Raw genomic sequence first — 23,097 nt, 5'->3', positions numbered from 1 at the left:
AAGCATCTAAGCGGGAAGCCTGCTTCGAGATGAGTATTCCCACCCCCTTTGAGGGGTTAAGGCTCCCAGTAGACGACTGGGTTGATAGGCCAGATTTGGAAGCCCGGTAACGGGTGGAGGTGACTGGTACTAATAGGCCGAGGGCTTGTCCTCAGTTGCTCGCGTCCACTGTGTTTGTTCTGAAACAACGAACAGTTGTGTCGGCTGAACAGCGTCACTATTTAATTGAAAAGTGTGCTTGTTCGCTGCCCTGTTTGAGATCCTGCTCTACAGCGGGATATTTCATAGGGTTTCGGTGGTCATAGCGTGAGGGAAACGCCCGGTTACATTCCGAACCCGGAAGCTAAGCCTCAAAGCGCCGATGGTACTGCAGGGGGGACCCTGTGGGAGAGTAGGACGCCGCCGAACAATCTTTGGAGGACCCCTGGTCCCAGCGTCCACGCTGGGACCAGGGGTCCTTTTGTTTTTGTCGAAGCGCGCCGGCACCCCGGCTGCGCGAGAATGACTGCGGTACCGAAGACTAGGAGTCACCGATGTCCACCAACTCTCCCGACGAGCGACCGGGGCGCGACCAGCGCGGCCGGGACGGTGGCGACCGGGGCGGATACCGCGGGGCTCCACGGCGGGACAACGACCGCGGTGGCTTCCGTCGCGATGATCGGCCCACCGGGCCCCGCCGTGACGACCGGCCCACCGGGCCTCGCCGTGACGACCGGAGTGACAGCGACCGTGGCGGTTTCCGTCGCGAGGGTGACCGGCCCGCCTTCCGGCGTGACGACCGGCCCAGCAGCGGGCCCCGCCGTGATGACCGTCGTGACAGCGGTGACCGTGGTGGTTTCCGTCGTGACGACAACCGTGGCGGGGACAACCGTGGTGGTGACAGCCGTGGTGGTGGCTACCGCGGGCGTGACGACCGTGACAGTGGTGGGCGTCCTCCGTTCCGTCGGGATGACCGGCCCAGCGGTGGGCCCCGCCGTGACGACCGTCGCGACAGTGGCGACCGTGGTGGATTCCGTCGTGACGACAACCGTGGTGGCGACAGCCGTGGTGGTGACAGCCGTGGTGGTGGCTACCGCGGGCGTGACGACCGTGACAGTGGTGGGCGTCCTCCGTTCCGTCGGGATGACCGGCCCAGCAGTGGGCCCCGCCGTGATGACCGTCGCGACAGTGGCGACCGTGGTGGATTCCGTCGCGAGGGTGACCGACCCGCCTTCCGTCGGGATGACCGGCCCAGCAGCGGGCCCCGCCGTGACGACCGCCGCGACAGTGGCGACCGTGGTGGATTCCGTCGTGACGACAACCGTGGTGGCGACAGCCGTGGTGGTGACAGCCGTGGTGGTGGCTACCGCGGGCGTGACGACCGTGACAGTGGTGGGCGTCCCCCGTTCCGGCGGGACGACCGGCCCAGCAGTGGGCCCCGCCGTGACGACCGGCCGAGTACGCCCCGCCGTGATGACCGCCGCGACGGTGACCGGCCCGCCTTCCACCGTGACGACCGTAGGGACGACCGTCGGGACGGCGACCGCGGCGATCGTGGTGGGTTCCGTCGCGACGACCGTCGCGACAGCGGCGACCGCGGTGGCTTCCGTCGTGACGACAACCGTGGTGGTGACAACCGTGGTGGTGACAGCCGTGGTGGTGGCTACCGCGGGCGTGACGACCGTGACAGTGGGCCGCGGCGTGACGACAACCGGGGCGGCGGACGCCCGGGCGGCTTCCGTGGGCGTGACGACCGGCGTGACGATGACCGCGGTGGGTACCGCGGCGGGCGTGACGACCGGGACCGTGACCGCGAGCCCATCAGGCGGCTGCCGATCCCGGAAGACGTCACGGGCCACGAGATCGACAAGGACGTACAGCAGGAGCTGCAGAGCCTCCCCAAGGGGCTTGCGGAGGACGTCGCCAAGAACCTGGTGATGGTCGCCAACCTCATCGACGAGGACCCCGAGCAGGCCTACGCCTACTCCAAGATCGCCCTGCGTCTTGCCTCCCGGGTCGCCGCCGTGCGCGAGGCGGCAGGCTTCGCGGCGTACGCGAACCAGAAGTACAGCGAGGCGCTCGCCGAGTTCCGTGCCGCACGGCGGATGACCGGCAGCGTCGAGCTGTGGCCCGTCATGGCGGACTGCGAGCGTGGGCTCGGCAGGCCCGAGAAGGCGCTGGACATGGCCGGTGCGCCCGAGGTGCAGAAGCTCGACAAGGCGGGGCAGGTCGAGATGCGGCTCGTCGCCGCCGGGGCCCGCCGGGACATGGACCAGATCGACGCCGCCATCGTCACCCTGCAGAGCCCCGAGCTGGCCTCGAACTCCGCGCAGCCCTGGACCGCGCGCCTGCGCTACGCGTACGCCGACGCGCTGCTCGCGGCCGGCCGCGAGGACGAGGCGCGGGAGTGGTTCGCGAAGGTCGTCGAGTCCGACAAGGACGGCAGCACCGACGCGTCGGACCGCCTCGCCGAGCTGGAGGGGGTCGAGTTCGTCGACGCCCTCGGTGACGACGACGCCGACGAGGCTCCTACGGTTACGGCTCAGGACCCGTCGGTGGACGACGAGGACTGAGTCGAGGTCGTTAACTGAAACGGGCGGGACCCCCATGTGGGGCCCGCCCGTTTTCGTATGCCCAGAAGCTGCTCAGAAGTGGTTGAGGACTGGTTTGGTTCAGAAGGCGAGCGCGCGCAGGACCAGGCCCGTCGCCGGCTTCGGGCCGAACGAGGTCGACTTGCGGGGCATTGTGACGCCCTGGCGGGCGAGGTCGCGTACGACTTCTTCGCGTACCGGGTGCATCAGGACGGCCGTGCCGCCGTCGCGCTCGGCTTTCTCGACCGTCGCCGCGGTGTCGTGGATGTACGCGATGTGCTCGGGGGCGTCCGGGATCTGCCAGACGTGGTCGAGCAGGGTGGAGTGCAGGACCGTCGCGTCCAGGGTGCGCCAGGCCTCGGGGTGGTCGCCGGGGATCGTACGGGCGAGGAGGTCGGGCGACGGGTGGTCGACGAGGTGGAAGGCGCCGTCACCCGCGAGGACGAAGGCGTTGCTCTTGGACGCGGCCTCGGCCAGGGCGTCGAGCGCGTGGTCGAGGGGGCCCTCGACGGTGCGTACGCGGAAGGACTCCCCGAGGGCGGCGAGAGCGTCGGGGACCGGGAGCCGGTGGAGGTAGCGGTGGATGGCGCGGACGCGCAGCGGGTAGCGGGCGGTGTCCACGAGGAGGACCAGGCCGTGGTCCCACGGGCTGGGTGAGGGGTGTTCGGCGCGCAGCCGCAGATTCGTGGCCCAGCGGTGGTGTCCGTCCGCGATGAGTGCCTGGCGGGCGGCCAGATCTGACTGGATCTCTGCGATTTCCGCCGGGTCCGTGACGGACCACAGGCGGTGGTGGAAGCCGTCCTCGGTGGTCGTCGAGAGGAGCGGTTCGCGCTTGGCCGTGCGTTCGATGACGGCCGTCGCGCCGGAGGCTTCGTCCTCGCTGTCGCTGCGGTAGGTCAGCAGGAGCGGTTCGAGGTTGGCGGCGGTCGCGCGCATCAGGGCCGCGCGGTCCTCGACGACGTGCGGCATGACGCCCTCGTGGGGCAGGACGATGCCCTCCCCGGCCTCGGAGAGGCGCAGTGCGCCGATGAGGCCTCGCTGGAGGATCTCGCTGTCCTGCTGTTCGTAGACGTACAGGCTCGGCTCGGTGTCGGGGGCGAGGATGCCTTCGCGGAGCCAGGTGTGCAGGGTGTCGGCGGCCTGCTGGTTGCGGGCGGCCGGGGTGGTGGCCTGCGGGAGGATCAGCCGGACGATGTTGTGCGGGTCGGCGGATTCCAGGTGGAGCAGGCCGTCGGGGCGTACGACCACGTCGTACGGGGGTGAGGTCACCGCGGCCAGACTGCCGATCTGTTCGGGGACGTAGCGCACGCCCCGGAACGGGATCAGGTCGAGGCCGGCTGCGTCCGTGTGACCCGCTGTGTTCATTGGGGCATCGTATGTGTGTCAGTGGCATGAGCGATGATCGGGGGAGTGGGATCGAGCGAGGAGCGATGTGTAATGAGCCAGACCGCAGGCCGGAGCGTGGGCGGGGGCGCGGGTGGAAGCGCGGGCGGGAGCGTCAGGACGCGGCCCGAGGGCAGCAGCCGGGCGCTGAGCGAGGCCTATGACACGGCGCTGCTCGATCTGGACGGGGTGGTGTACGCGGGCGGTCACGCCATCGTGCACGCCGTCGAGTCGCTCGGGACCGCGCGCGAGGGCGGGATGCATCTCGCGTACGTGACGAACAACGCGCTGCGGACGCCGGACGCGGTGGCGGAGCATCTGACGGAGCTCGGGATCGCGTCCGCGTCCTCGGACGTCATCACCTCGGCGCAGGCGGTCGCCCGGCTGGTGAGCGAGCAAGTGCCCGCGGGCGCGCGGGTGTTGGTGATCGGCGGTGAGGGGCTGCGGGTCGCCCTGCGGGAGCGGGGGCTGGAGCCGGTCGAGTCGGCGGACGACGATCCGGTGGCGGTCGTGCAGGGGTACGGGGGGCCGGATCTGGCGTGGGGGCGCTTCGCCGAGGCCTCTTACGCGATCGCGCGCGGTGTGCCGTGGTTCGCGTCGAACACCGATCTGACGATTCCGAGCGCGCGGGGCATCGCGCCCGGCAACGGCGCGGCCGTCGAGGTAGTACGCATCGCTACGGGCGCCGAGCCGCAGGTGGCGGGCAAGCCGCTGCCCCCGATGCACCGGGAGACGATTCTGCGGACGGGGGCGGAGCGGCCGCTGGTCGTGGGCGACCGGCTGGACACGGACATCGAGGGGGCGTTCCACGGGGATGTGGACTCGCTGCTCGTGCTGACGGGCGTCACGGACGGCGCGCAGCTGCTGGCCGCGCGGCCCGAGCACCGGCCGACGTACGTGGACGCGGATCTGCGCGGCATGCTCACCGGACAGCCGGAGGTCGCCCCGGTCGAGGGCGGCTTCGCCTGCGGCGGGTGGACGGCCTCGGTGCGGGACGGCGAACTGACGCTGGACGGCGAGGGCGAGGCCATGGACGGCCTGCGGGCCCTGTGCGCGGCGGCCTGGACGGAGGCCGGGGACGGCGCGTGCGGGTTGGACGGGGGCAAGGCGTTGTCGCGGCTCGGGGTGTAGGGCGGCCGTCCCTGGCTCGGGTGCGGGGCGGTCGTCCCGGGTCGGGGTGAAGGGCGCCGCTCCCGGTCGGGGTGAAAGGCGCTGCCCCCGGTTGGGGTGAAGGGCGCTGCTCCCGGTCGGGGTGAAGGGCGCCGCTCCCGGTCGGGGTGAAGGGCGCCGCTCCCGGTCGGGGTGAAGGGCGCTGCCCCCGGTCGGGGTGAAGGGCAGTCGTCGTCCCCGGTCGGGGTGAAGGGCAGTCGTCGTCCCCGGTCGGGGTGTAAGGCGGTCCGCCCCGGTTCGGGGCGTAGGGAGGCAGGCCCCAGGGCCCGGTCAGGTCCCGCTCAGGGGTTTTCGCCGCGGTCGATCAGTTCGTCTGTGGTCGTGTCCTTGCGCCAGTAGCCGGAGAACGACACTCGCTTGCGGTCGTAGCCGCGGTCGGTGACCAGGTGGCGGCGGACCGCCTTGACGGTCGCGGACTCGCCGGCGATCCAGGCGTAGGGGGTGCCCGTGGGGAGGTTCGCTCCGCGGATCGCGTCCGTGGTGGTGCCCTCTCTGGTGAGCCAGTGGATCTCGGCGTCGGCCTTGGTGGGCAGGTGCTGGCGGTCGTCGAGGTCGTGGACCTCGATCCAGACGCGCGTCGGCAGGGCGGGCGGCAGCGTTTCGAGGATGCTCGCGACGGCCGGGAGCGCCGACTCGTCGGCGGTCAGGAGCAGCCAGTCGGTGTCCTGCGGAGGCCGGAAGTCGTACGCGGCGTTCTCCTCCTCGACCGGGGCGAGCACGCCGATGCGGGCGCCGGGCCGCGCGGTCCGTGCCCAGCTGGTGGCCGGACCGTCGGTCGGCGAGGGAGCCGCGCCGTGGACGGCGAAGTCGACGATGAGTTCGTCCGGGCCGCGACGCAGCTCACGGGTCGTGTACGTGCGCATGATGCCCCGCACCGAAGGGTCGAGGGCGCACCACGCGGCGTACCAGTCGGCCGCGTCGCCGGTGTCGGTGTCCGGCATGACCGGGGCGTCCTGCCCGGGGTGCGGCAGGAAGATCTTGATGCGCTGGTCCCGGCCGCCCGAGGCCATCCGCGCCAGGTCGGGGCCGCCGAGCGCCACGCGGATCATCGCGGGCGTGAGGTGTTCGGCACGCAGGACGTGGACGTCGAAGAACTGGTAGGGGGAGTCGGTCATCGCTTGAGCCTCTTCGACTTCTCGACGGCGGCGGCGAGCCGCTCAATGACGGGGGCGTATCCGGCGTAGCTGTAGCGCTCCTCCATCGACCAGGGGACGGTCTGGTCGGCCTTGACGGCGGGGAGCTGGGCCCAAGTGGGCTTCTTCGCCAGCTCGTTGGCGGGCAGCGCGGTCGTACGGTTGTCGAGCATGATGAGGTCGGCGTGGTACTTGTCGGCGTTCTCCCAGCTGAGGAACTCCCAGAAGCCCCACTCGTCGCTCTTCTTGCCCTCGACGAACTCGACGCCGAGGTCCTTGAAGTAGTGGAGGTCGCAGTAGGCGTCGGGGACGGCGACGTACATCTGGTCGGCGTCGCCGGTCACCGCCATGACCTTCAGGCCGCGGTTGGCCTCCGCGGCCTTGCGCAGGGTCCGTTCGGCCTTCTGGAAGCGGGCCTTGGCCGCCCGCACCTTCTCCGACTCCAGGTCCGCGCCGAGGGAGGCGGCCAGTTCGGTGTAGCGCTTGAGGGGCTCCTTGAGGGAGACGCGCGCGCCGTTGATGCCGACGGTGGGGGCCAGCGAGGCGATCTTCTTGCCGCTCTCCTCGGGGACGAACCAGAGGTTCGGCGGCGGGAACATGTTGCTGATGAGCACGTCCGGTCGGAGAGCCGCGTACTTCTCTATGTTGAACTGGCCCCACTCGTTGCCGAGGCTGGTCAGCTTGGCGAGGTCGAGGTCGCCCGACTGCGGGCTCGGCTTGCCGTTCACCGGCTTGGAAGGGCCGAAGATGCCTTTGCACTCGATGCCGTAGTCGTGCAGGGCGGCCGCCGTGCTGACGAAGGCGACGATGGTCTTCGGGTGCTCCTTCGTCGTGACGGTCTTGCCGCGGTCGTCCTTGAAGCTCCAGGGCTTGCCCTCTCCGCTGTCCTTGCCGGAAGCGGATGTGGACGTGGTGCCTTCGTCACCGCACGCTGCGAGCAGCGCCCCGAGGCCGAGGACGCCGCCCGTGAAGAGTGCGCCGCGGCGGTTCAGGCCGGGCGAGTTCGGGGCAGGTGAAAGGGGGCGGCGCGGTGCGGACATGGTGGCGCTTCTCTCGTCGAAGTCGAGTGCGAGGGTAGGCTAACCTAACCTGGTGTTGGTCGACAGTCCCCCAGAACCCCGCGCGGAGACCGCTCCCGCGCCACCCAAACGCCGCGCGATACGCAGCTTCGGGCTGCTCGTCTCGGTGGCCGTCCTCCTCCTCGTCTTCCTGGCGAGCATCGCGGTCGGCGCCAAATCGATGCCCATGGACGAGGTCTGGCACGGGCTGTTCCACGACACGGGGACGTACGGCGACGTCGTCGTCGGAGAGCGGCTCTCGCGCAGCCTGCTCGGGCTGCTCGCCGGTGTCGCGCTCGGCCTCTCCGGGGCCGTCCTGCAGGCGCTCACCCGCAACCCGCTGGCCGACCCCGGCCTGCTCGGCATCAACCTGGGCGCCTCGTCGGCGGTCGTCAGCGCGATCAGCTTCTTCGGCGTCACCTCGCTGAGCGGCTATGTGTGGTTCGCCTTCCTGGGGGCGGCGATCGTCGGCGTCCTGCTCTACATCCTGGGCGGCGCGCGCGGCGCGACACCGGTGCGGCTCGCGCTCGCGGGCACCGCGATCAGCGCGGCGCTCTACGGCTATCTGCAGGCCGTCATGATCATGGACGGTGCCGCGCTCAACAAGATGCGGTTCTGGACGGTCGGTTCGCTGGCCTCCGCCAGCATGGACACCATCCAGCAGGTCCTGCCCTTCCTCGCGGTCGGCACCGTGCTCGCGCTCGGCCTCGCCCGGCCGCTGAACGCCATGGCCATGGGTGACGACACCGCCCGCGCGCTCGGCGCCCATCTCACGCGCACCCGCGCGCTGTCGATGGCGGCGGCGACCCTGCTCTGCGGGGCCGCGACCGCCGCCTGCGGGCCGATCGTCTTCGTCGGCCTGATGGTGCCGCACATCGTGCGCTCCTTCACCGGACCCGACATGCGCTGGATCCTGCCGTACGCGGCCGTCCTCTCGCCGGTCCTGCTGCTCGGCGCGGACGTCGTCGGGCGCATCGTGGCGCGCCCCTCGGAGCTCCAAGTGGGCATCGTGACCGCGGTCATCGGCGCGCCCGTCTTCATCTTTCTCGTACGGCGGCGGAAGGTGGCCCAGCTGTGAAGGCGATACGCGCCCGGGGCGGCTTCTCCGTCCGGCTCGACATCCGTACGACCGTGGTCTGCGCCCTGCTCATCGTCGCCGCGCTCGCCGCGAGCGTCGTCCTGATCGGCACCGGCGACTTCGAGATCCCGGCCGCCGACGTCATCCGTACGCTGCTCGGCGACGGCGACGCCGGGCAGGAGTTCATCATCAACGACCTGCGTCTGCCGCGGGTCCTCGTCGGGCTCCTGGTGGGCGCGGCCCTCGGGCTCGGCGGCGCGCTCTTCCAGTCCATCGCCCGCAATCCGCTGGGCAGCCCGGACGTGCTCGGCCTCGGACAGGGGTCGACCGCAGGGGCGCTCATCATGATCGTCCTCTTCCAGGGCAGCGCGGTCGAGGTCGCGGGCGGCGCGCTCGTCGGCGGACTCGTCACCGGCGTCGCCATCTATCTGCTCGCCTGGAAGCGCGGCGTGCACGGCTACCGGCTCGTCCTCGTCGGCATCGGCGTCTCCGCCTTCATCACGGCCATCAACGGCTATCTGCTCACCAAGGCCGACTTCGTCGACGCCGCCCGCTCCGTGGTCTGGATGACCGGCTCCCTCAACGGCCGTGACTGGGACCAGGTCTGGCCGCTGCTGGTGCTCTGCGCCGTCCTCGTACCACTCGTACTCGTGTACGGGCGTCCCCTGCGGATGCTGGAGATGGGCGACGACGTCGCCAACGCGCTCGGCGTACGCGTCGAACGCACCCGCTTCGTCCTGCTCACCGCCTCCGTGCTGCTCACCGCGGCCGCCACCGCCGCCGCCGGTCCTGTCAGCTTCGTGGCGCTCACCGCGCCGCAGCTTGCGCGCCGCCTCACGCGCTCGCCGGGTCCCAATCTGATGCCCGCCATGTTCATGGGCGCCACCCTCCTGATCGTCGCGGACTTCGGCTCGCAGCGGGCCTTCGGCGCGGACCAGCTGCCCGTCGGTGTCGTCACCGGCGTGCTCGGCGGCGTCTATCTGCTGTGGCTGCTCGTCACCCAGCGCAAGGCGGGACGGATATGAGGCCCCGCCACGAACCCGCACCACCCACGGCTGCGTACCGCCCCCCGGCTGCGTACCACCCCCCGACCAAGAGCAGGAGCGTGCTGCTGTGAACCGGCTCATCGCCGACGACGTCACCCTCGGCTACGACCAGCGCGTCATCGCGGAGAAGCTGTCCGTCGAGATCCCCGACAACTCCTTCACCGTGATCGTGGGCCCCAACGCCTGCGGTAAGTCCACGCTCCTGCGCGCCCTGTCCCGGATGCTCAAGCCGTCCGCGGGCCGCGTGCTGCTCGACGGGGACGTCATCCAGTCGATGCCCGCGAAGAAGGTCGCCAAGACGCTCGGCCTGCTGCCGCAGTCGTCCATCGCGCCCGACGGCATCACGGTCGGCGACCTGGTCGCCCGCGGCCGCTACCCCCACCAGGGGCTGCTGCGGCAGTGGTCGCAGGAGGACGAGCGGATCGTCGAGGAGTCGATGGCGTCCACGGGCGTACGCGACCTCGCCGAGCGCTACGTCGACGAGCTCTCCGGCGGCCAGCGCCAGCGCGTGTGGATCGCCATGGCGCTCGCCCAGCAGACCCCGCTGCTGCTCCTCGACGAGCCGACGACGTTCCTCGACATCCAGCACCAGCTCGACGTCCTGGACCTGTGCGCCGAACTCCACGAGGAGCAGGGCCGCACCCTCGTCGCCGTCCTGCACGACCTGAACCACGCCGCGCGCTACGCCACGCACCTCATCGCCCTGCGCGACGGCGCGGTGATCGCCGAGGGCGCGCCGTCCGACATCGTCACGGCGGAGCTGGTGGAGCGGACCTTCGGGATCCGGTGCCAGATCATCGACGACCCGGAGAGCGGGACGCCGCTGGTGATCCCCGCGGGCCGCGCCGGGCGCAGGGCGATGGCCGAAGCGGCCGCCGGCTAGAGCTGTGGTCGGCTAAAGCAGCGACCTGAGCTTCAGCAGGTCGCGGAAGCCCGCTTCCAGCCTGATCCGGCCGGAGGCCCACGCCTTCGCGAAGTTCAGCTCGCCGTCCACCATCGCGACCAGGTCGTCGCCGCTCATCGAAAGGCGGATCTCGGCCTTTTCGCGGGGCGGGCCCGGATGGCTGTCGAGCACCGTGATCCGGCCGTTTTCGAGCCGGCCGGCGAAGGTGGCGTCGAGGTCGGTGATCCGGCAGCTCAGCGAGCGGTTCAGGGCAGCGGCGCCCCGCACGCCGCCGTCGGCGGACGCGAGATTGTCCGAGAGTCTGTCGAGTGCCGTGCGGCACTCCGCCATGGTCGCCATCGTGATCGACGGTACCGCAGCGCTTCGGGGTAGCGTCGTGCCATGAGCGACTCTTACGCGGGCCTTGAGCAGGGAGGGGCGGTGCAGCCGGAGCCTGAGGTTCCGGACGAACCGTCGTACGAAGCGTCGTACGACCCCGCGGTCCCCGCCCCCCTGGGCGTCGAGCGCACGCCCACCGGCAACGCCGACGTGGACGCGCGCCTCGCCCGGCTCGGCGACGCCGACCACCTCGCCACGGACGGCCATATCGAGGTGTACGAGGATGTACACCAGGGCCTGCGTTCCGCGCTGACCGCGCTCGACGCGCACCCCGGCCCGCCGGCACCCGCAGGGGCGCCCTCATCCTCGTATGACAGGAGCTGAACCGAACGTGGCAGGAGTGGCACGACGCCGCCTCGACGCCGAGCTCGTCCGCCGGAAGCTCGCGCGTTCGCGCGAGCACGCGAGCCAGCTGATCGCCGCCGGCCGGGTCGCGGTCGGCAAGACCGTCGCGACCAAGGCCGCGACGCAGGTGGAGACGGCCGCCGCGATCGTCGTCTCGCGGGACGACAGCGACCCCGACTACGTCTCGCGCGGCGGGCACAAGCTCGCGGGCGCGCTCGCCGCCTTCACGCCGGAGGGGCTGGTCGTCGAGGGGCGGCGCGCGCTGGACGCGGGCGCGTCCACCGGCGGCTTCACGGACGTGCTGCTGAGGGCCGGTGCCGCACACGTCGTCGCCGTGGACGTCGGTTACGGCCAGCTCGCCTGGTCGCTGCAGAGCGACGACCGGGTCACCGTGAAGGACCGGACGAACGTACGTGAGTTGACGCTCGAAGCGATCGACGGCGTGCCCGTCGACATCGTCGTCGGCGACCTCTCCTTCATCCCGCTCGGTCTGGTGCTGCCCGCCCTCGTGCGGTGCGCGGCGCCCGACGCGGACCTGGTGCTCATGGTCAAGCCGCAGTTCGAGGTCGGCAAGGAGCGGCTCGGCAGCGGCGGTGTGGTGCGCGGCGCCGAACTGCGGGCCGACGCCGTACGTGGCGTGGCGCGTCAGGCTTGGGGGCTCGGCCTCGGGGTGCGCGGGGTGACCGCGAGCCCGCTGCCGGGGCCCTCCGGGAATGTCGAGTACTTTCTGTGGCTGCGCGCCGGGGCCGATGAGCTGGACCCGGCGGACGTTGACCGTGCCGTGGCGGAGGGGCCCCGTTGACCCAGACCCGAGTGACCCAGACCAGAGCTCGTACCGTCTTCCTGCTCGCGCACACCGGACGGCCCGCGGCCATTCGCAGCGCCGAACTCGTCGTCCAGGGGCTGCTGCGCCATGGCATCGGCGTACGGGTTCTCAAGGCGGAGGCCGCGGACCTGCCGCTGCCCTCCGAGGTCGAGACGGTCCAGGAGGCGACGGCCGACTGCATCGTCGACTGCGAGCTGATCGTGGTGCTCGGCGGCGACGGGACGCTGCTGCGGGGCGCGGACTTCGCGCGGGCCTCCGGGGTGCCGATGCTCGGCGTCAACCTCGGGCGCGTGGGCTTCCTCGCGGAGGCCGAGCGTGACGACCTCGACAAGGTCGTCGACCGGGTCGTCACCAAGGCGTACGAGGTCGAGGAGCGCATGACGATCGACGTCGTCGTGCACCGCAACGGCGACATCGTGCACCGCGACTGGGCGCTGAACGAGGCCGCCGTCCAGAAGGTGTCCCCCGAGCGGATGCTCGAAGTCGTCCTGGAGATCGACGGGCGTCCGGTCACCGGCTTCGGCTGCGACGGCATTGTCTGCGCGACGCCCACCGGTTCGACGGCGTACGCGTTCTCGGCGGGCGGGCCCGTGGTGTGGCCCGAGGTGGAGGCGCTGCTCATGGTGCCGATCAGCGCCCACGCCCTGTTCGCCAAGCCGCTGGTGACCTCGCCGGACTCGGTGCTCGCCGTCGAGGTCCAGCCGCACACGCCGAACGGGGTGCTGTGGTGCGACGGGCGGCGGACCGTCGAGCTGCCGTCGGGGGCGCGGGTGGAGGTGCGCCGGGGTGAGGTGCCGGTGCGGCTCGCGCGGCTGCACCACGCGTCGTTCACGGACCGGCTCGTCGCCAAGTTCGCGCTGCCGGTGTCGGGTTGGCGCGGGGCGCCGCACTAGCCGTACGGCACCGCCGTACCGCACCGAGGAGTCACGTCCCGCTGACCACCGAGATCGCCTGTCGGCGCATGACGGCGCGCACCGGGATCCCGGTGGCCAGCAGGGTCAGCAGCAGCGTGCCCGTCGCGACGCCGGCCGGCACGGCCCACGGCAGGTAGGGCAGGGCCGAGCCGAACGCCGTACTGAGGATCGGGGCCAGCGTGCCAAGGGCGATCGCGCCGCCGAGGAGCAGCGCGGTCCCGGCGACCACCACGGCCTCCCAGGCCGCCATGGCCCGCACCTGGGCGCGCTGGCTGCCCACGACCCGGAGCAGCGCGACATCACGCCGGCGCTCGAAGGAGATCATTGCGAGGGTGTTCGCCGCGGCGATCGCGGCGAAGCCCGCGTAGAGCCCCGTGCCCACGTAGTCGAGCCAGACCTCGCCGGCGCTGCCCGCCGAGCCGGTGTGGTGCTGGGCCGTCGTATGCATGCCGATCTTGGTGAGGCCGAAGCCCACGACGAGTACGAGGGGGACGACCGCGGCGGAGAACCGGCGGGGCTGCGAACGGACGTTGAGCATCGCCAGGCGGGCGCTCGGGCCGAACCGGCCGACCAGCGCCGACACCAGCCAGGCCGCGGGGCCGATGATGCGCGGACCGAGCAGCCCCGCGCCGACGCAGAACAGGATGAGCACCAGGAAGGCCCCCTCGCTCGCCTCGGCCGCGGGCTGCTCCGCCATGAGCACCGAGACCACGCACGCCCCCGCGACCGCGATCACGCCGAGCGGCGCCCGCAGCAGGCCGAGCCCGCGCCGCCCGGTCGCCGCCTCGGAGAGCGCGCGGGCCGGGCGCAGCAGGGAGAAGCGGAGCGCGGAGAGGAGCGCGGCGAGCGTCGTCGTCACCACGGCCACGCCGACGCACACCGGCAGCGCGACCCAGCTGAAGCGGAAGTCGGCCTCGGCGGGGAGCAGCCCGTGGGAGACCATGCCCGCGTGCCACCAGCGGGCGCCGAGACCGCCGAGGAGGAACCCGGCGAGGGAGGCGGGGACGGACGCGGCGAGGGCCTGGACGGCCACGGCGCGGCGGACCTGGCGGGGCTTGGCGCCGATGGAGCGGACCATCGCGAGCTCGCGATGCTGCTGCGCGACGGCGGTGCCCATGGTCGATACGACCACGAAAATCGACATGTAGATGGAGCCGATCAGCAGGACGAGCGCCATGTCGCCGACGCCGTTCTCCGTGATCTGCCGCCGTGCCGGTGCGGAGAGCCCCGCGGTGCTTTCGGTGCTCGTCGTGCCGAGCATCATCGTCGACGCGCTCACCACGGTCGCCGCGAAGAGCGCGGCCACCGCGGTGCCCACGAATGCCGGGCGATGCGCGCGCAGCGCCGCCTGTGCCAGTCCTGTTGCCATGTGGATCATGGTCGGGCCGGGTGTGGGGCGGGGGCCATGTGGCGGGCCGGTGGGTCTTGCGGGGGATAACCCCACCCCGGGCGGCGGGCCTCCATGGGCGCCGGGCCACCCCGGACGGCGCAGTCCTCCACGGGCCCACTCACGCGAGTGACAGCGGGCGCCGGTGCGCCGCCGCCACCTGCGCCTTCGCGGCGGGAGAGCGGGGCCCGTCGCACACCGGGCCCATGACCTCGTAAGGTCTTGTCCGTGTTGGAGGAGATGCGGATACGGTCGCTCGGAGTCATCGACGACGCGGTCGTCGAGCTGTCACCAGGGTTCACCGCCGTGACGGGTGAGACCGGTGCGGGCAAGACGATGGTGGTCACGAGCCTTGGGCTGCTGCTCGGCGGGCGCGCGGACCCCGCCCTGGTGCGGATCGGTGCGAAGTCGGCGGTGGTGGAGGGGCGCATCGCCGTGTCCGCCGACGGCCCTGCGGCCGTGCGCGCGCAGGAGGCCGGGGCCGAGCTGGACGACGGGGCGCTGCTGATCAGCCGCACCGTCTCGGCGGAGGGGCGCTCCCGGGCGCACCTCGGCGGACGCTCCGTCCCGGTGGGTCTGCTCTCCGAACTCGCCGATGACCTGGTCGCCGTGCACGGCCAGACCGACCAGCAGGGACTGCTCAAGCCCGCCCGGCAGCGCGGCGCCCTCGACCGGTACGCGGGCGACGCGGTCGCCGTGCCGCTCGCCAAGTACACGGCCGCGTACCGCAGGCTGCGGGCCGTCACCGCCGAGGTCGACGAGATCACCACGCGCGCGCGGGAGCGTGCCCAGGAAGCGGACCTGCTGCGCTTTGGACTCGACGAGATCGGGGGCGTCGAACCGCGCGAGGGCGAGGACACCGAACTCGCCGCCGAGGCAGAGAGGCTCGGCCACGCGGAGGCCCTCGCCTCCGCCGCCACGTCCGCGCACGCCGCCCTCGCGGGCAACCCCGAGGACCCGGAGGGCGTCGACGCCTCGACGCTCGTCGCGGGCGCCTCCAGGGCCCTGGAGGCCGTACGCTCCCACGACCCCGCCCTCTCCGCGCTCGCGGAGCGCCTCGGGGAGATCGGGATCCTGCTGAGCGACGTGGCGGGCGAGCTCGCCGGGTACGCCGACGACCTCGACGCCGATCCGCTGCGGCTCGCCGCGGTCGAGGAGCGGCGGGCCGCGCTGACCCAGCTCACCCGGAAGTACGGCGCCGACATCGACGCCGTGCTCGCCTGGGCCGAGGAGGGGGCCGCGCGCCTGACCGAGCTGGAGGGCGACGACGACCGGCTGGACGGGCTGACCGCCGAGCGGGACGCGCTGCGGGCCGAGCTGGCGGGGCTCGCGCAGACGTTGACCGACGCGCGACAGGAGGCCGCCTCGCGGTTCGCGGCGGCCGTCACCGAAGAGCTCGCCTCGCTGGCGATGCCCCACGCGCGCGTGTCGATCGCCATCAGCAGCACGGAGGTTCCCGAGGGGGCCGACGGCGTGGTGGTCGGCGGGCGCACGGTCGCGTACGGTCCCGCGGGCGTCGACGAGGTGGAACTCCTCCTCGCCCCGCATCCGGGCGCGCCGCCCCGGCCCATCGCCAAGGGCGCGTCGGGCGGTGAGCTGTCGCGCGTGATGCTCGCCGTCGAGGTGGTCTTCGCGGGCACGGACCCGGTTCCGACGTACCTCTTCGACGAGGTCGACGCGGGCGTCGGCGGCAAGGCGGCGGTGGAGATCGGCCGCCGCCTCGCGCGCCTCGCCAAGTCGGCACAGGTCGTGGTCGTCACCCACCTTCCCCAGGTCGCGGCCTTCGCCGACCGCCAGCTGCTCGTCGAGAAGACGAACGACGGCATGGTGACGCGCTCCGGGGTCCAGGTCCTGGAGGGCGAGGAACGCGTACGGGAGCTCTCACGGATGCTGGCGGGTCAGGAGGACTCGGAGACCGCGCGGGCCCACGCTGAGGAGCTTCTCGCTACCGCCAGGGCGGACGGCTGAAGCCCCGTCCGGTGAGACCCCGCCCCTGACGGGCCCCTCGCGGGGCCTTCACCGGGGCCCTCACCGGGTCCGTCACTCTCACCCGTGTGGGTGATTGCGTCCGAGGAGTTGGCCGTCCGGACACGGCAGTTACCTTTCAGCAGTGCCGGGACGGCCACGCAGGCTGGCATTCTTGGCGGAACCGCCAGAGCACCGCACCGCCCGACGCAGACCCAGGAGCCCCGGCCGCGTGAGCCACGTGAGCAGCCATGTGCCGCACGGACAGACGCCGCTGCACACCGTTCAAGTCCTCGGCGGCGCCAGCGCGGGCAGCTGCGCGCACGTGAGGTCGCTGGCCGCGGGGCTCGCCGCCCGGGGCGTACGGGTCACCGTGTGCGCCCCCGACGAGGCCGCCCGTGCCTACGACTTCACCGGTACCGGCGCCCACCACGTCCACGTGCCCCGCAGCGGTGACCCCGTCTCCGTGGCTGCCCTCCGCGCGGCCTGCGCCGGCGCCGACCTCGTGCACGCCCACGGACTGCACGCCGCCTTCCGCGCCGTCCTGGCGCTGACCGGACGCCACACGCCGCTCGTCGTCACCTGGCACAACCACGCCTCCGCCGACGGGGCCCGCGCCCGCGTCCTGCGGCTGCTGGAGCGGCGCGTCGCCAAGGCCGCCGCCGTGGTCCTCGGCACCTCGTCCGACCTCGTCGAACGGGCCCGCAGAAGAGGCGCCAGGGACGCCCGCCTCGCCGCGGTCGCGCTGCCCGCGCCCCACCGCGCCGGCCTCCACGAAGCCTTCGAGGAGGAACCGGACCGCCTCCTGCACAAGGCCCGTGCCGAAGTGGGCGCCGTGGACCGGCCGTTGGTCCTGGCCGTCGGCGCCCTGGAGCGGGGCCGCGGTTACGACGTCCTCCTGGACGCCACGCGCGCGTGGCGGCACCTGGACCCGCTGCCGCTCCTCGTCGTCGCGGGGGAGGGCCCGGAGCGGACCGCCATGCAGCGCCGCATCGAGGCCGAGCAGCTCCCGGTCCGCCTGGTCGGGCGGCGCGACGACGTCCCCGAACTCCTCGCGGCCGCCGATATCGCGGTGCTGCCCAGCAGCCCGGAGTCGCGCTCCGTCCTCGCCCAGGAGGCCCTGCACGCGCGCGTACCGCTCGTCGCCGCCGCGGTCGACGGCGTCCCCGAACTGGTCGGCGACGGCGCCGAACTCGTCCCCCACCAGGACGCCCAGGCCCTCGCCACCGCCGTCGTACGCCTGCTCGCCGACCCGGCCCGCAGGGCGGAACTGAAGGACAGGGGCACGGCCCAGGCCGCCACGTGGCCGAGCGAGGACGAGACGGTCACCCAAGTCCTCAGTGTCTACGACGAGTTGACGCAGCCGGTGCCGTACAGCTAGAGCCCGGCGGGTGGCTTCTACGTCACATGTCTGCGCGCCCGCAGCGCCAGGCTCAGCGCCAGGACCGTCTGCGGGTCGTCGAGGTCCGTGCCGAGCAACTCGCTGATGCGGGCGAGGCGGTTGTACAGCGTCTGCCGGTTCAGATGCAGCTCGCGCGCCGTCTCCGCCTTGCGGCCCGCATGCGCCAGGAACGTCTGGAGCGTGGGCAGGAGCGGCGGCTTCGAGCGCTGGTCGTGGGCGCGCAGCGGGCCGATCGCGCGGTCCACGAACGCCGCCAGAACGCCGTCCTCGTCGTGGCGGTGCAGCCGCCACAGCAGCAGATCGATGTCGAGGCGCCGCGCGTCGTACCAGGGGCGGTCGGTCAGGCCCTGCGCGGCCGTCGCCGTCTCCGCCGCGTGCCGCAGCCCCGCCGACGCCGCCGCCCAGCCGCCCGCGACGCCGACCACGACGACCGGCGGCTGCGCCCCGGGCCGCTGCATCCCGGCCCGCTCGACACCGGCCCGCAGCGCGGCCGCGACCCGGTCGGCCACCGCGGTCCTCTCGGACTCCGTCCGCAGGCCGAGGAGCAGAGGGACGCGGCCCTCGACGGGACGTACGCCGAGCAGCACCGGCACGCCCACGGACGCCAGCTCCTCCGCGACCGCCCGCGCGAGCACCGCCCAGCCGCCCCCGGTCGGCAGGCCGTCCGCGAGCCGCATCACCACCGGCAGGAGCGGGCTGCCCGCCGGGCCCGGCTTGAAGCCGAGGACGCGGGCCTGAACCGGGGCGTCGTCGGCCGTGATCCGCCCCTCCGCGAGATCGGTGAGGAAGTCGCCGCGGCCACGCGCCGCCAGCTCCTCCTCCTGGCGGGCCTGCATCAGCACCACCGCGAGGCTGCTCGCCGCCCGCTCCGCCGCGATGCGGTGCACCGGCAGCGGCGCCGCCTCCACCGCGAGCAGCACCAGCCGGGCCCGCACCGAGCCCGTGCCGGGCCCGCCACCCGGCACGTCGACGAGGACCGCGGCCGCGGGCGGCCCGTCCCGGTCGAGGGTCCGGCCCCGCAGCCCCTCCCACACCTGGAGCGGGTCCGCGCACTCGGTGCCCGCCCCGGCGGCGTAGAGAAGCTGCCCGTCCGCCGTCTCCAGGAAGACCGGGTTGCCGCTGAACTCCGCGAGGATGCCGAGGACCTGCGGAATGCCGCCGCCACCGAGCAGCGCCTCCGTGCACCGCCCGTGCACCTCCTCGGCCCGCTGGAGCAGCGCGTAATGGCCGTTGACGATCTCCGTGTGCACCTCTTCGGTGACCGTCACGAACGGCACCTCGCGGTGCAGCTGCACCAGCGGAAGGCCGGCCGCGCGCGCCGTCTCCACGATCGCCGCCGGAAGCCGTGCGAAGCGCGGCCCCAGCTCCACGACCAGCGCCGCGATGCCCCGCTCGGCGAGCTTGCGCACGAACGCGCGCTGCTCGGCCGGGCGCGCCCCGAGCCCGAGCCCCGTGGTGAGCAGCAGCTCGCCGCCCTTGAGCAGCGAGGCGATGTTGGGCACCTCGCCCGCGTGCACCCACCGCACCGTCCGCTGCAGCCGGTCCGCGCCCGCGACGACCTCGGGAAGCCCGCCGCGCAGCCCCGGAAGTTCCAGCGCGCGCTGCACGGTGATGCCGCCCTGAGTGCCCTGACTGTCCATGGCGCGGACGCTACCGGGGCGCACGTCACCGGAACATCTCCGACCGGTCACGGGGACGCTCCCGAGGCCCGCGCGGGGCGACAACTCGTCGCGTCCGGGCGGACATTGCACGACCCCCTGTCGCTTGTGGCGTACGTCACGTCACGGCAGGGTGCCCGCCATGCCAGAACAACCGAGCACACCCGAGGTCCACCGCCTCAAGGCGAACTCCGTCGGAATCGTCGGCGTCGTCTTCATGGCGGTCGCCACCGCCGCGCCCATCACCGCCATGACCGGCAACCTCCCGATCGCCGTCGGCGCGGGCAACGGCACCGGCGCCCCCGCCGGCTACCTCTTCGCGACGCTGGTCCTGACGGTCTTCTCCGTCGGATACGTCGCCATGGCCAAGCGGATCACCGCCGCCGGCGCCTTCTACGGCTATATCTCGCACGGCCTCGGCCGGATCGCGGGCATGGCGTCGGGGATGCTCGCCGTCCTCGCCTACATCGTCTTCGAGGCGTCGATCGTCGGCGTCTTCTCGTACTTCGCGGAAACCACCGTCGAGGACCAGCTGGGCGTCGATCTGCCGTGGATCGTCTACGCGGCCGCGATGCTCGCCGCCACGGCCGTCCTCGCGTACTTCGACATCAACCTCACGGCCAAGGCGCTCGGCGTGATGCTCGTCGCGGAGATCGCCGTCCTCTTCGCGGTCGCCACCGCCGTACTGGTCCACGGCGGCGGCCCCGACGGCATACCCGTCGAGCCGATCAACCCCAAGAACGCCTTCACCGGCACCTCCGCCGGTCTCGGCCTGTTCTTCGCCTTCTGGTCGTGGGTCGGCTTCGAGTCGACCGCGATGTACGGCGAGGAGTCGCGCGACCCCAAGCGCGTCATCCCGCGCGCGACGATCATCTCGGTCGTCGGCGTCGGTCTCTTCTACATCTACGTCTCGTGGATGACGATCGCCGGGAACGGCCTCGGCGGCTCGGTGAAGGTCTCCCAGTCGGACAGCCCCCTGGACCTGTTCTTCGACCCCGCGCACAGCTTCATCGGCGCGTGGGCGGTCGACGCCTTCCAGTGGCTGCTGATCACCGGCTCGTTCGCCTGCGGGATGGCCTTCCACCAGTGCGCGTCGCGCTATCTGTACGCCATCGGGCGCGAGGGTTTCCTGCACCCCGCCCTCGGCCGCACCCACCCCGCGCACGGCTCGCCGTACATCGCCTCGTACGTCCAGTCCGTCATCGCCGTCACCCTGGTGACCGCCTTCTGGCTGACCGGACAGGACCCGTACATCCACCTGTACACGCTGCTCGCGATCCTCGGCACGATGGCGATCCTCATCGTGCAGACGCTCTGCTCGTTCGCCGTGATCGGCTACTTCCGGCGCAACCACCCCGAGGACCGGCACTGGTTCAGGACACTGGTCGCGCCGCTCCTCGGCGGCGTCGGCATGATCGCCGTCGTCGTCCTGCTGGTGATCAACATGGACACCGCGGCGGGCTCGGCGGCGGACTCACTGCTGTTCAAGGCCATCCCCTGGATCGTCGGCCTCGTCTTCTTCGGCGGCCTCGCCCTCGGCCTGTACCTGCGGGCCAGGCGGCCCCGGCGGTACGAGATCATCGGCCGGGTCGTCCTGGAGGACGCGGCCGAACGCACGGACGGCGACGGGCAGCCCGTCGCCGTCCGGAGCTGAGACCCCCGGCCCTATCCTCCGTACGCCCCCGAAGCCGTCAGCCGCAGCGCCGTGTCGATCAGCGGAACGTGGCTGAACGCCTGCGGGAAGTTGCCGACCTGGCGCTGCAGCACGGGGTCCCACTCCTCGGCGAGCAGCCCCAGGTCGTTGCGGAGCGCGAGGAGCTTCTCGAAGAGCTTGCGGGCCTCGTCCACCCGGCCGATCATCGCCAGGTCGTCGGCCATCCAGAAGGAGCAGGCGAGGAAGGCGCCCTCGTCGCCCTCCAGGCCGTCCACGCCCTCGTCGTCGCCGGCCGTCGGATAGCGCAGGATGAACCCGTCCGACGTCGACAGCTCCCGCTGGATCGCCTCGATCGTGCCGATGACGCGCTTGTCGTCGGGCGGCAGGAAGCCCATCTGCGGGATCAGCAGCAGCGAGGCGTCGAGCTCCTTGGAGCCGTACGACTGCGTGAAGGTGTTCCGCTCCGGGTCGTAGCCCTTCTCGCACACGTCCCGGTGGATGTCGTCGCGCAGCTCGCGCCACTTCTCCAGCGGGCCGTCGGCGTCGCCGGACTCCAGGAGCTTGATGGTGCGGTCGACGGCGACCCAGACCATCACCTTGGAGTGCACGAAGTGGCGGCGCGGGCCGCGCACCTCCCAGATGCCCTCGTCCGGCTCGTCCCAGTGGTCCTCCAGATAGCGGATCAGCTTCAGCTGGAGCAGCGAGGCGTAGTCGTTGCGGGCCAGGCCCGTCATGTGCGCCAGGTGCAGGGCCTCGGTGACCTCGCCGTACACATCCAGCTGGAGCTGGTGGGCGGCGCCGTTGCCCGCCCGGACCGGCTGGGAGTCCTCGTACCCCGGCAGCCAGTCCAGCTCCGTCTCGCCGAGCTCGCGCTCGCCCGCGATGCCGTACATGATCTGGAGGTTCTCCGGGTCGCCCGCCACCGCGCGCAGCAGCCACTCGCGCCAGGCGCGGGCCTCCTCGCGGTAGCCGGTGCGCAGCAGCGAGGAGAGGGTGATCGCCGCGTCGCGCAGCCACGTGAAGCGGTAGTCCCAGTTGCGCGAGCCCCCGATGTCCTCGGGCAGCGAGGTGGTGGGCGCGGCGACGATTCCGCCGGTCGGGGCGTACGTGAGCGCCTTCAGGGTGATCAGCGAGCGGATCACGGCCTCCCGGTAGGGCCCGTGGTACGTGCAGTGCTCGACCCACTCCCGCCAGAAGTCCTCCGTGGCGGTGAGCGCCGCCTCGGGCTCCGGCAGGGGGGGCTGCTGCTTGTGCGAGGGCTGCCACGAGATGGTGAACGCGATGCGCTCACCCGGCGCGACCGTGAAGTCGGAGTACGTGGTCAGGTCCTTGCCGAAGGTCTCGGCGTCGGTGTCCAGCCACACGGAGTCGGGGCCCGCGACGGCCACCGTGCGGCCCTCGACCTTGTGGACCCAGGGCACCACACGCCCGTAGCTGAAACGCATGCGCAGCGCCGAGCGCATCGGCACCCGGCCGGTGACGCCCTCGACGATCCGCACCAGCTGCGGTGAGTCGGTGTCGCGCGGCGGCATGAAATCGATCACGCGGACGGTGCCGCGCGGAGTGTCCCACTCGGATTCCAGCACCAGGGAGTCGCCGCGATAGGTGCGGCGGGCAGCCGTGGGTGGCTGCGCCTCCGGTGCGTGTGCGGGCCCGAGGCGCCAGAAGCCGTGCTCCTCGGTGCCCAACAGGCCGGCGAAAACGGCGTGGGAGTCGAAGCGGGGAAGGCACAGCCAATCGACTGTGCCGTCCCGGCAGACCAGGGCTGCGGTCTGCATGTCTCCGATGAGTGCGTAGTCCTCGATGCGCCCGGCCACGTGCATCTCCAGTCGAACGGCCACGTTCGCCCCGCGGGGCGCTTACTTACTGGTCAGCGGTCAAGTGATCGTTGCCGAGCGCTTGTTCCGGGTGCAAGGCGGGGTGGTGCCGTGTGCCGGAGGGGGCTCGGCAGCGAGTGTTTGAGCAGGATACGACGCACGTTGGTGATCTGCGCGCCCCTCCCGGCAACGAGGCGCGGCCGAACGGGTGAGCGGCAGGTGAGAGGGGGTGTCTCCTGGTGTCCCCGCGGTTCGGGGGGCCCGCGCTCCGGCCGGGGAACGTGCGCATTCCGTGACAGTGACGTGTGCGTCCGATGGCGGAGCGTGGCCGGAAGCGGGCTCCTTCCGGCGCTGATACCCTGGTAGCCCGTGAGCCGGTGGTCATAGAACCCCCGAACCGCAGCGACGG

At 72.2% G+C, this 23,097-nt stretch carries 18 protein-coding genes, 2 rRNA genes and 1 pseudogene; 14 read left to right on the top strand and 7 right to left on the bottom strand.

What is annotated here, in order from left to right; genetic code table 11:
* The 4 genes and pseudogenes from ACWDVB_RS14400 to ACWDVB_RS14385 form a co-directional block, all read left to right on the top strand.
* Positions 1-153, top strand: a 23S ribosomal RNA gene (locus tag ACWDVB_RS14400); the annotation flags it as partial.
* Between the two features lie 138 nt (positions 154-291).
* Positions 292-408: ribosomal RNA gene (gene rrf, locus ACWDVB_RS14395) — 5S ribosomal RNA — on the top strand.
* Positions 409-782: 374 nt separating this feature from the next.
* Positions 783-1,559: pseudogene (locus tag ACWDVB_RS14390) on the top strand (hypothetical protein); the annotation flags it as partial.
* A gap of 249 nt (positions 1,560-1,808) precedes the next feature.
* A complete protein-coding gene (locus ACWDVB_RS14385; RefSeq protein ID WP_451517909.1) occupies positions 1,809-2,552 on the top strand; it encodes a tetratricopeptide repeat protein in 744 nt (247 codons plus the stop codon).
* 99 nt (positions 2,553-2,651) lie between these two features.
* On the opposite strand, the gene ACWDVB_RS14380 is transcribed toward ACWDVB_RS14385, so the two are convergent.
* A complete protein-coding gene (locus ACWDVB_RS14380; RefSeq protein ID WP_451517854.1) occupies positions 2,652-3,935 on the bottom strand; it encodes a DUF1015 domain-containing protein in 1,284 nt (427 codons plus the stop codon).
* A 72-nt stretch (positions 3,936-4,007) separates the two neighbouring features.
* Here ACWDVB_RS14380 and ACWDVB_RS14375 point away from each other — a divergent pair, with 72 nt between their 5' ends.
* A complete protein-coding gene (locus ACWDVB_RS14375; protein ID WP_451517855.1) occupies positions 4,008-5,084 on the top strand; it encodes an HAD hydrolase-like protein in 1,077 nt (358 codons plus the stop codon).
* Positions 5,085-5,404: 320 nt separating this feature from the next.
* Here ACWDVB_RS14375 and ACWDVB_RS14370 read toward each other — a convergent pair whose 3' ends face one another.
* Together ACWDVB_RS14370 and ACWDVB_RS14365 are read right to left on the bottom strand one after the other, a co-directional pair.
* Entirely contained in the window at positions 5,405-6,238 is an 834-nt protein-coding gene (locus ACWDVB_RS14370; protein WP_451517856.1) for a siderophore-interacting protein, read from the bottom strand.
* Complete coding sequence (locus tag ACWDVB_RS14365; RefSeq protein ID WP_451517857.1) at positions 6,235-7,296, bottom strand: ABC transporter substrate-binding protein; 1,062 nt, start codon at positions 7,294-7,296, stop codon at positions 6,235-6,237. The genes ACWDVB_RS14370 and ACWDVB_RS14365 overlap by 4 nt, the downstream gene beginning before the upstream one ends.
* 52 nt (positions 7,297-7,348) lie before the next feature.
* On the opposite strand from ACWDVB_RS14365, the gene ACWDVB_RS14360 reads away from it, so the two are divergent.
* From ACWDVB_RS14360 to ACWDVB_RS14350, 3 genes are all read left to right on the top strand, one after another.
* Positions 7,349-8,392: a FecCD family ABC transporter permease gene (locus ACWDVB_RS14360; RefSeq protein ID WP_451517858.1), complete on the top strand. Its 1,044-nt coding sequence runs from the start codon at positions 7,349-7,351 to the stop codon at positions 8,390-8,392.
* Entirely contained in the window at positions 8,389-9,417 is a 1,029-nt protein-coding gene (locus ACWDVB_RS14355) for a FecCD family ABC transporter permease (RefSeq protein WP_451517859.1), read from the top strand. The genes ACWDVB_RS14360 and ACWDVB_RS14355 overlap by 4 nt, the downstream gene beginning before the upstream one ends.
* An 88-nt stretch (positions 9,418-9,505) precedes the next feature.
* Positions 9,506-10,321: an ABC transporter ATP-binding protein gene (locus ACWDVB_RS14350; protein WP_451517860.1), complete on the top strand. Its 816-nt coding sequence runs from the start codon at positions 9,506-9,508 to the stop codon at positions 10,319-10,321.
* Between the two features lie 12 nt (positions 10,322-10,333).
* Here ACWDVB_RS14350 and ACWDVB_RS14345 read toward each other — a convergent pair whose 3' ends face one another.
* On the bottom strand, positions 10,334-10,681 hold the full coding sequence (locus ACWDVB_RS14345) for an alkyl sulfatase C-terminal domain-containing protein (protein ID WP_451517861.1): 348 nt from the start codon (positions 10,679-10,681) through the stop codon (positions 10,334-10,336).
* Between the two features lie 42 nt (positions 10,682-10,723).
* On the opposite strand from ACWDVB_RS14345, the gene ACWDVB_RS14340 reads away from it, so the two are divergent.
* Genes ACWDVB_RS14340 through ACWDVB_RS14330 form a run of 3 tightly spaced genes read left to right on the top strand, consistent with a single transcriptional unit; the run spans position 10,724 to position 12,784 of the window.
* The gene (locus ACWDVB_RS14340) at positions 10,724-11,044 is read left to right on the top strand and encodes a hypothetical protein (RefSeq protein WP_451517862.1); all 321 of its coding nucleotides are present in this window, start codon (positions 10,724-10,726) and stop codon (positions 11,042-11,044) included.
* Between the two features lie 7 nt (positions 11,045-11,051).
* Positions 11,052-11,867 carry a TlyA family RNA methyltransferase gene (locus ACWDVB_RS14335; RefSeq protein ID WP_451517863.1) on the top strand — a complete coding sequence of 272 codons (816 nt, stop codon included), beginning with the start codon at positions 11,052-11,054 and terminating at the stop codon, positions 11,865-11,867.
* Between the two features lie 11 nt (positions 11,868-11,878).
* Complete coding sequence (locus ACWDVB_RS14330) at positions 11,879-12,784, top strand: NAD kinase (RefSeq protein ID WP_451517864.1); 906 nt, start codon at positions 11,879-11,881, stop codon at positions 12,782-12,784.
* A 31-nt stretch (positions 12,785-12,815) separates the two neighbouring features.
* Here ACWDVB_RS14330 and ACWDVB_RS14325 read toward each other — a convergent pair whose 3' ends face one another.
* Positions 12,816-14,174, bottom strand: a complete 1,359-nt coding sequence (locus ACWDVB_RS14325) for an FtsX-like permease family protein (RefSeq protein ID WP_451517865.1) — start codon at positions 14,172-14,174, stop codon at positions 12,816-12,818.
* Positions 14,175-14,432: 258 nt separating this feature from the next.
* Between ACWDVB_RS14325 and recN the strand changes: the two genes are divergently transcribed.
* Positions 14,433-16,160 carry a DNA repair protein RecN gene (recN, locus tag ACWDVB_RS14320; RefSeq protein ID WP_451517910.1) on the top strand — a complete coding sequence of 576 codons (1,728 nt, stop codon included), beginning with the start codon at positions 14,433-14,435 and terminating at the stop codon, positions 16,158-16,160.
* A gap of 229 nt (positions 16,161-16,389) precedes the next feature.
* Complete coding sequence (locus ACWDVB_RS14315; protein ID WP_451517866.1) at positions 16,390-17,538, top strand: glycosyltransferase family 4 protein; 1,149 nt, start codon at positions 16,390-16,392, stop codon at positions 17,536-17,538.
* A 17-nt stretch (positions 17,539-17,555) separates the two neighbouring features.
* Here the strand turns inward: ACWDVB_RS14315 and ACWDVB_RS14310 are convergent, their stop codons facing one another.
* Positions 17,556-19,199, bottom strand: coding sequence for a PucR family transcriptional regulator (locus ACWDVB_RS14310; protein ID WP_451517867.1), 1,644 nt, complete (start codon positions 19,197-19,199; stop codon positions 17,556-17,558).
* Between the two features lie 160 nt (positions 19,200-19,359).
* On the opposite strand from ACWDVB_RS14310, the gene ACWDVB_RS14305 reads away from it, so the two are divergent.
* A complete protein-coding gene (locus ACWDVB_RS14305; RefSeq protein ID WP_451517868.1) occupies positions 19,360-20,871 on the top strand; it encodes an APC family permease in 1,512 nt (503 codons plus the stop codon).
* Between the two features lie 11 nt (positions 20,872-20,882).
* Here ACWDVB_RS14305 and ACWDVB_RS14300 read toward each other — a convergent pair whose 3' ends face one another.
* Positions 20,883-22,694 (bottom strand): glycoside hydrolase family 15 protein, encoded by a 1,812-nt coding sequence (locus ACWDVB_RS14300; RefSeq protein ID WP_451517911.1) that lies wholly within the window; start codon positions 22,692-22,694, stop codon positions 20,883-20,885.
* Between the last annotated feature and the right edge of the window lie 403 nt (positions 22,695-23,097).

Source organism: Streptomyces sp. NPDC003379, assembly GCF_053589195.1.
This window is presented reverse-complemented; position numbering and strand designations above follow the sequence as displayed.

Coding starts and splice junctions, on each gene's coding strand:
- ACWDVB_RS14380 (WP_451517854.1), bottom strand. CDS start 3,935: ATGAACACAGCGGGTCACACGGACGCAGCCGGCCTCGACCTGATCCCG.
- ACWDVB_RS14375 (WP_451517855.1), top strand. CDS start 4,008: ATGAGCCAGACCGCAGGCCGGAGCGTGGGCGGGGGCGCGGGTGGAAGC.
- ACWDVB_RS14370 (WP_451517856.1), bottom strand. CDS start 6,238: ATGACCGACTCCCCCTACCAGTTCTTCGACGTCCACGTCCTGCGTGCC.
- ACWDVB_RS14365 (WP_451517857.1), bottom strand. CDS start 7,296: ATGTCCGCACCGCGCCGCCCCCTTTCACCTGCCCCGAACTCGCCCGGC.
- ACWDVB_RS14345 (WP_451517861.1), bottom strand. CDS start 10,681: ATGGCGACCATGGCGGAGTGCCGCACGGCACTCGACAGACTCTCGGAC.
- ACWDVB_RS14340 (WP_451517862.1), top strand. CDS start 10,724: ATGAGCGACTCTTACGCGGGCCTTGAGCAGGGAGGGGCGGTGCAGCCG.
- ACWDVB_RS14325 (WP_451517865.1), bottom strand. CDS start 14,174: ATGGCAACAGGACTGGCACAGGCGGCGCTGCGCGCGCATCGCCCGGCA.
- recN (WP_451517910.1), top strand. CDS start 14,433: ATGCGGATACGGTCGCTCGGAGTCATCGACGACGCGGTCGTCGAGCTG.
- ACWDVB_RS14310 (WP_451517867.1), bottom strand. CDS start 19,199: ATGGACAGTCAGGGCACTCAGGGCGGCATCACCGTGCAGCGCGCGCTG.
- ACWDVB_RS14305 (WP_451517868.1), top strand. CDS start 19,360: ATGCCAGAACAACCGAGCACACCCGAGGTCCACCGCCTCAAGGCGAAC.
- ACWDVB_RS14300 (WP_451517911.1), bottom strand. CDS start 22,694: ATGCACGTGGCCGGGCGCATCGAGGACTACGCACTCATCGGAGACATG.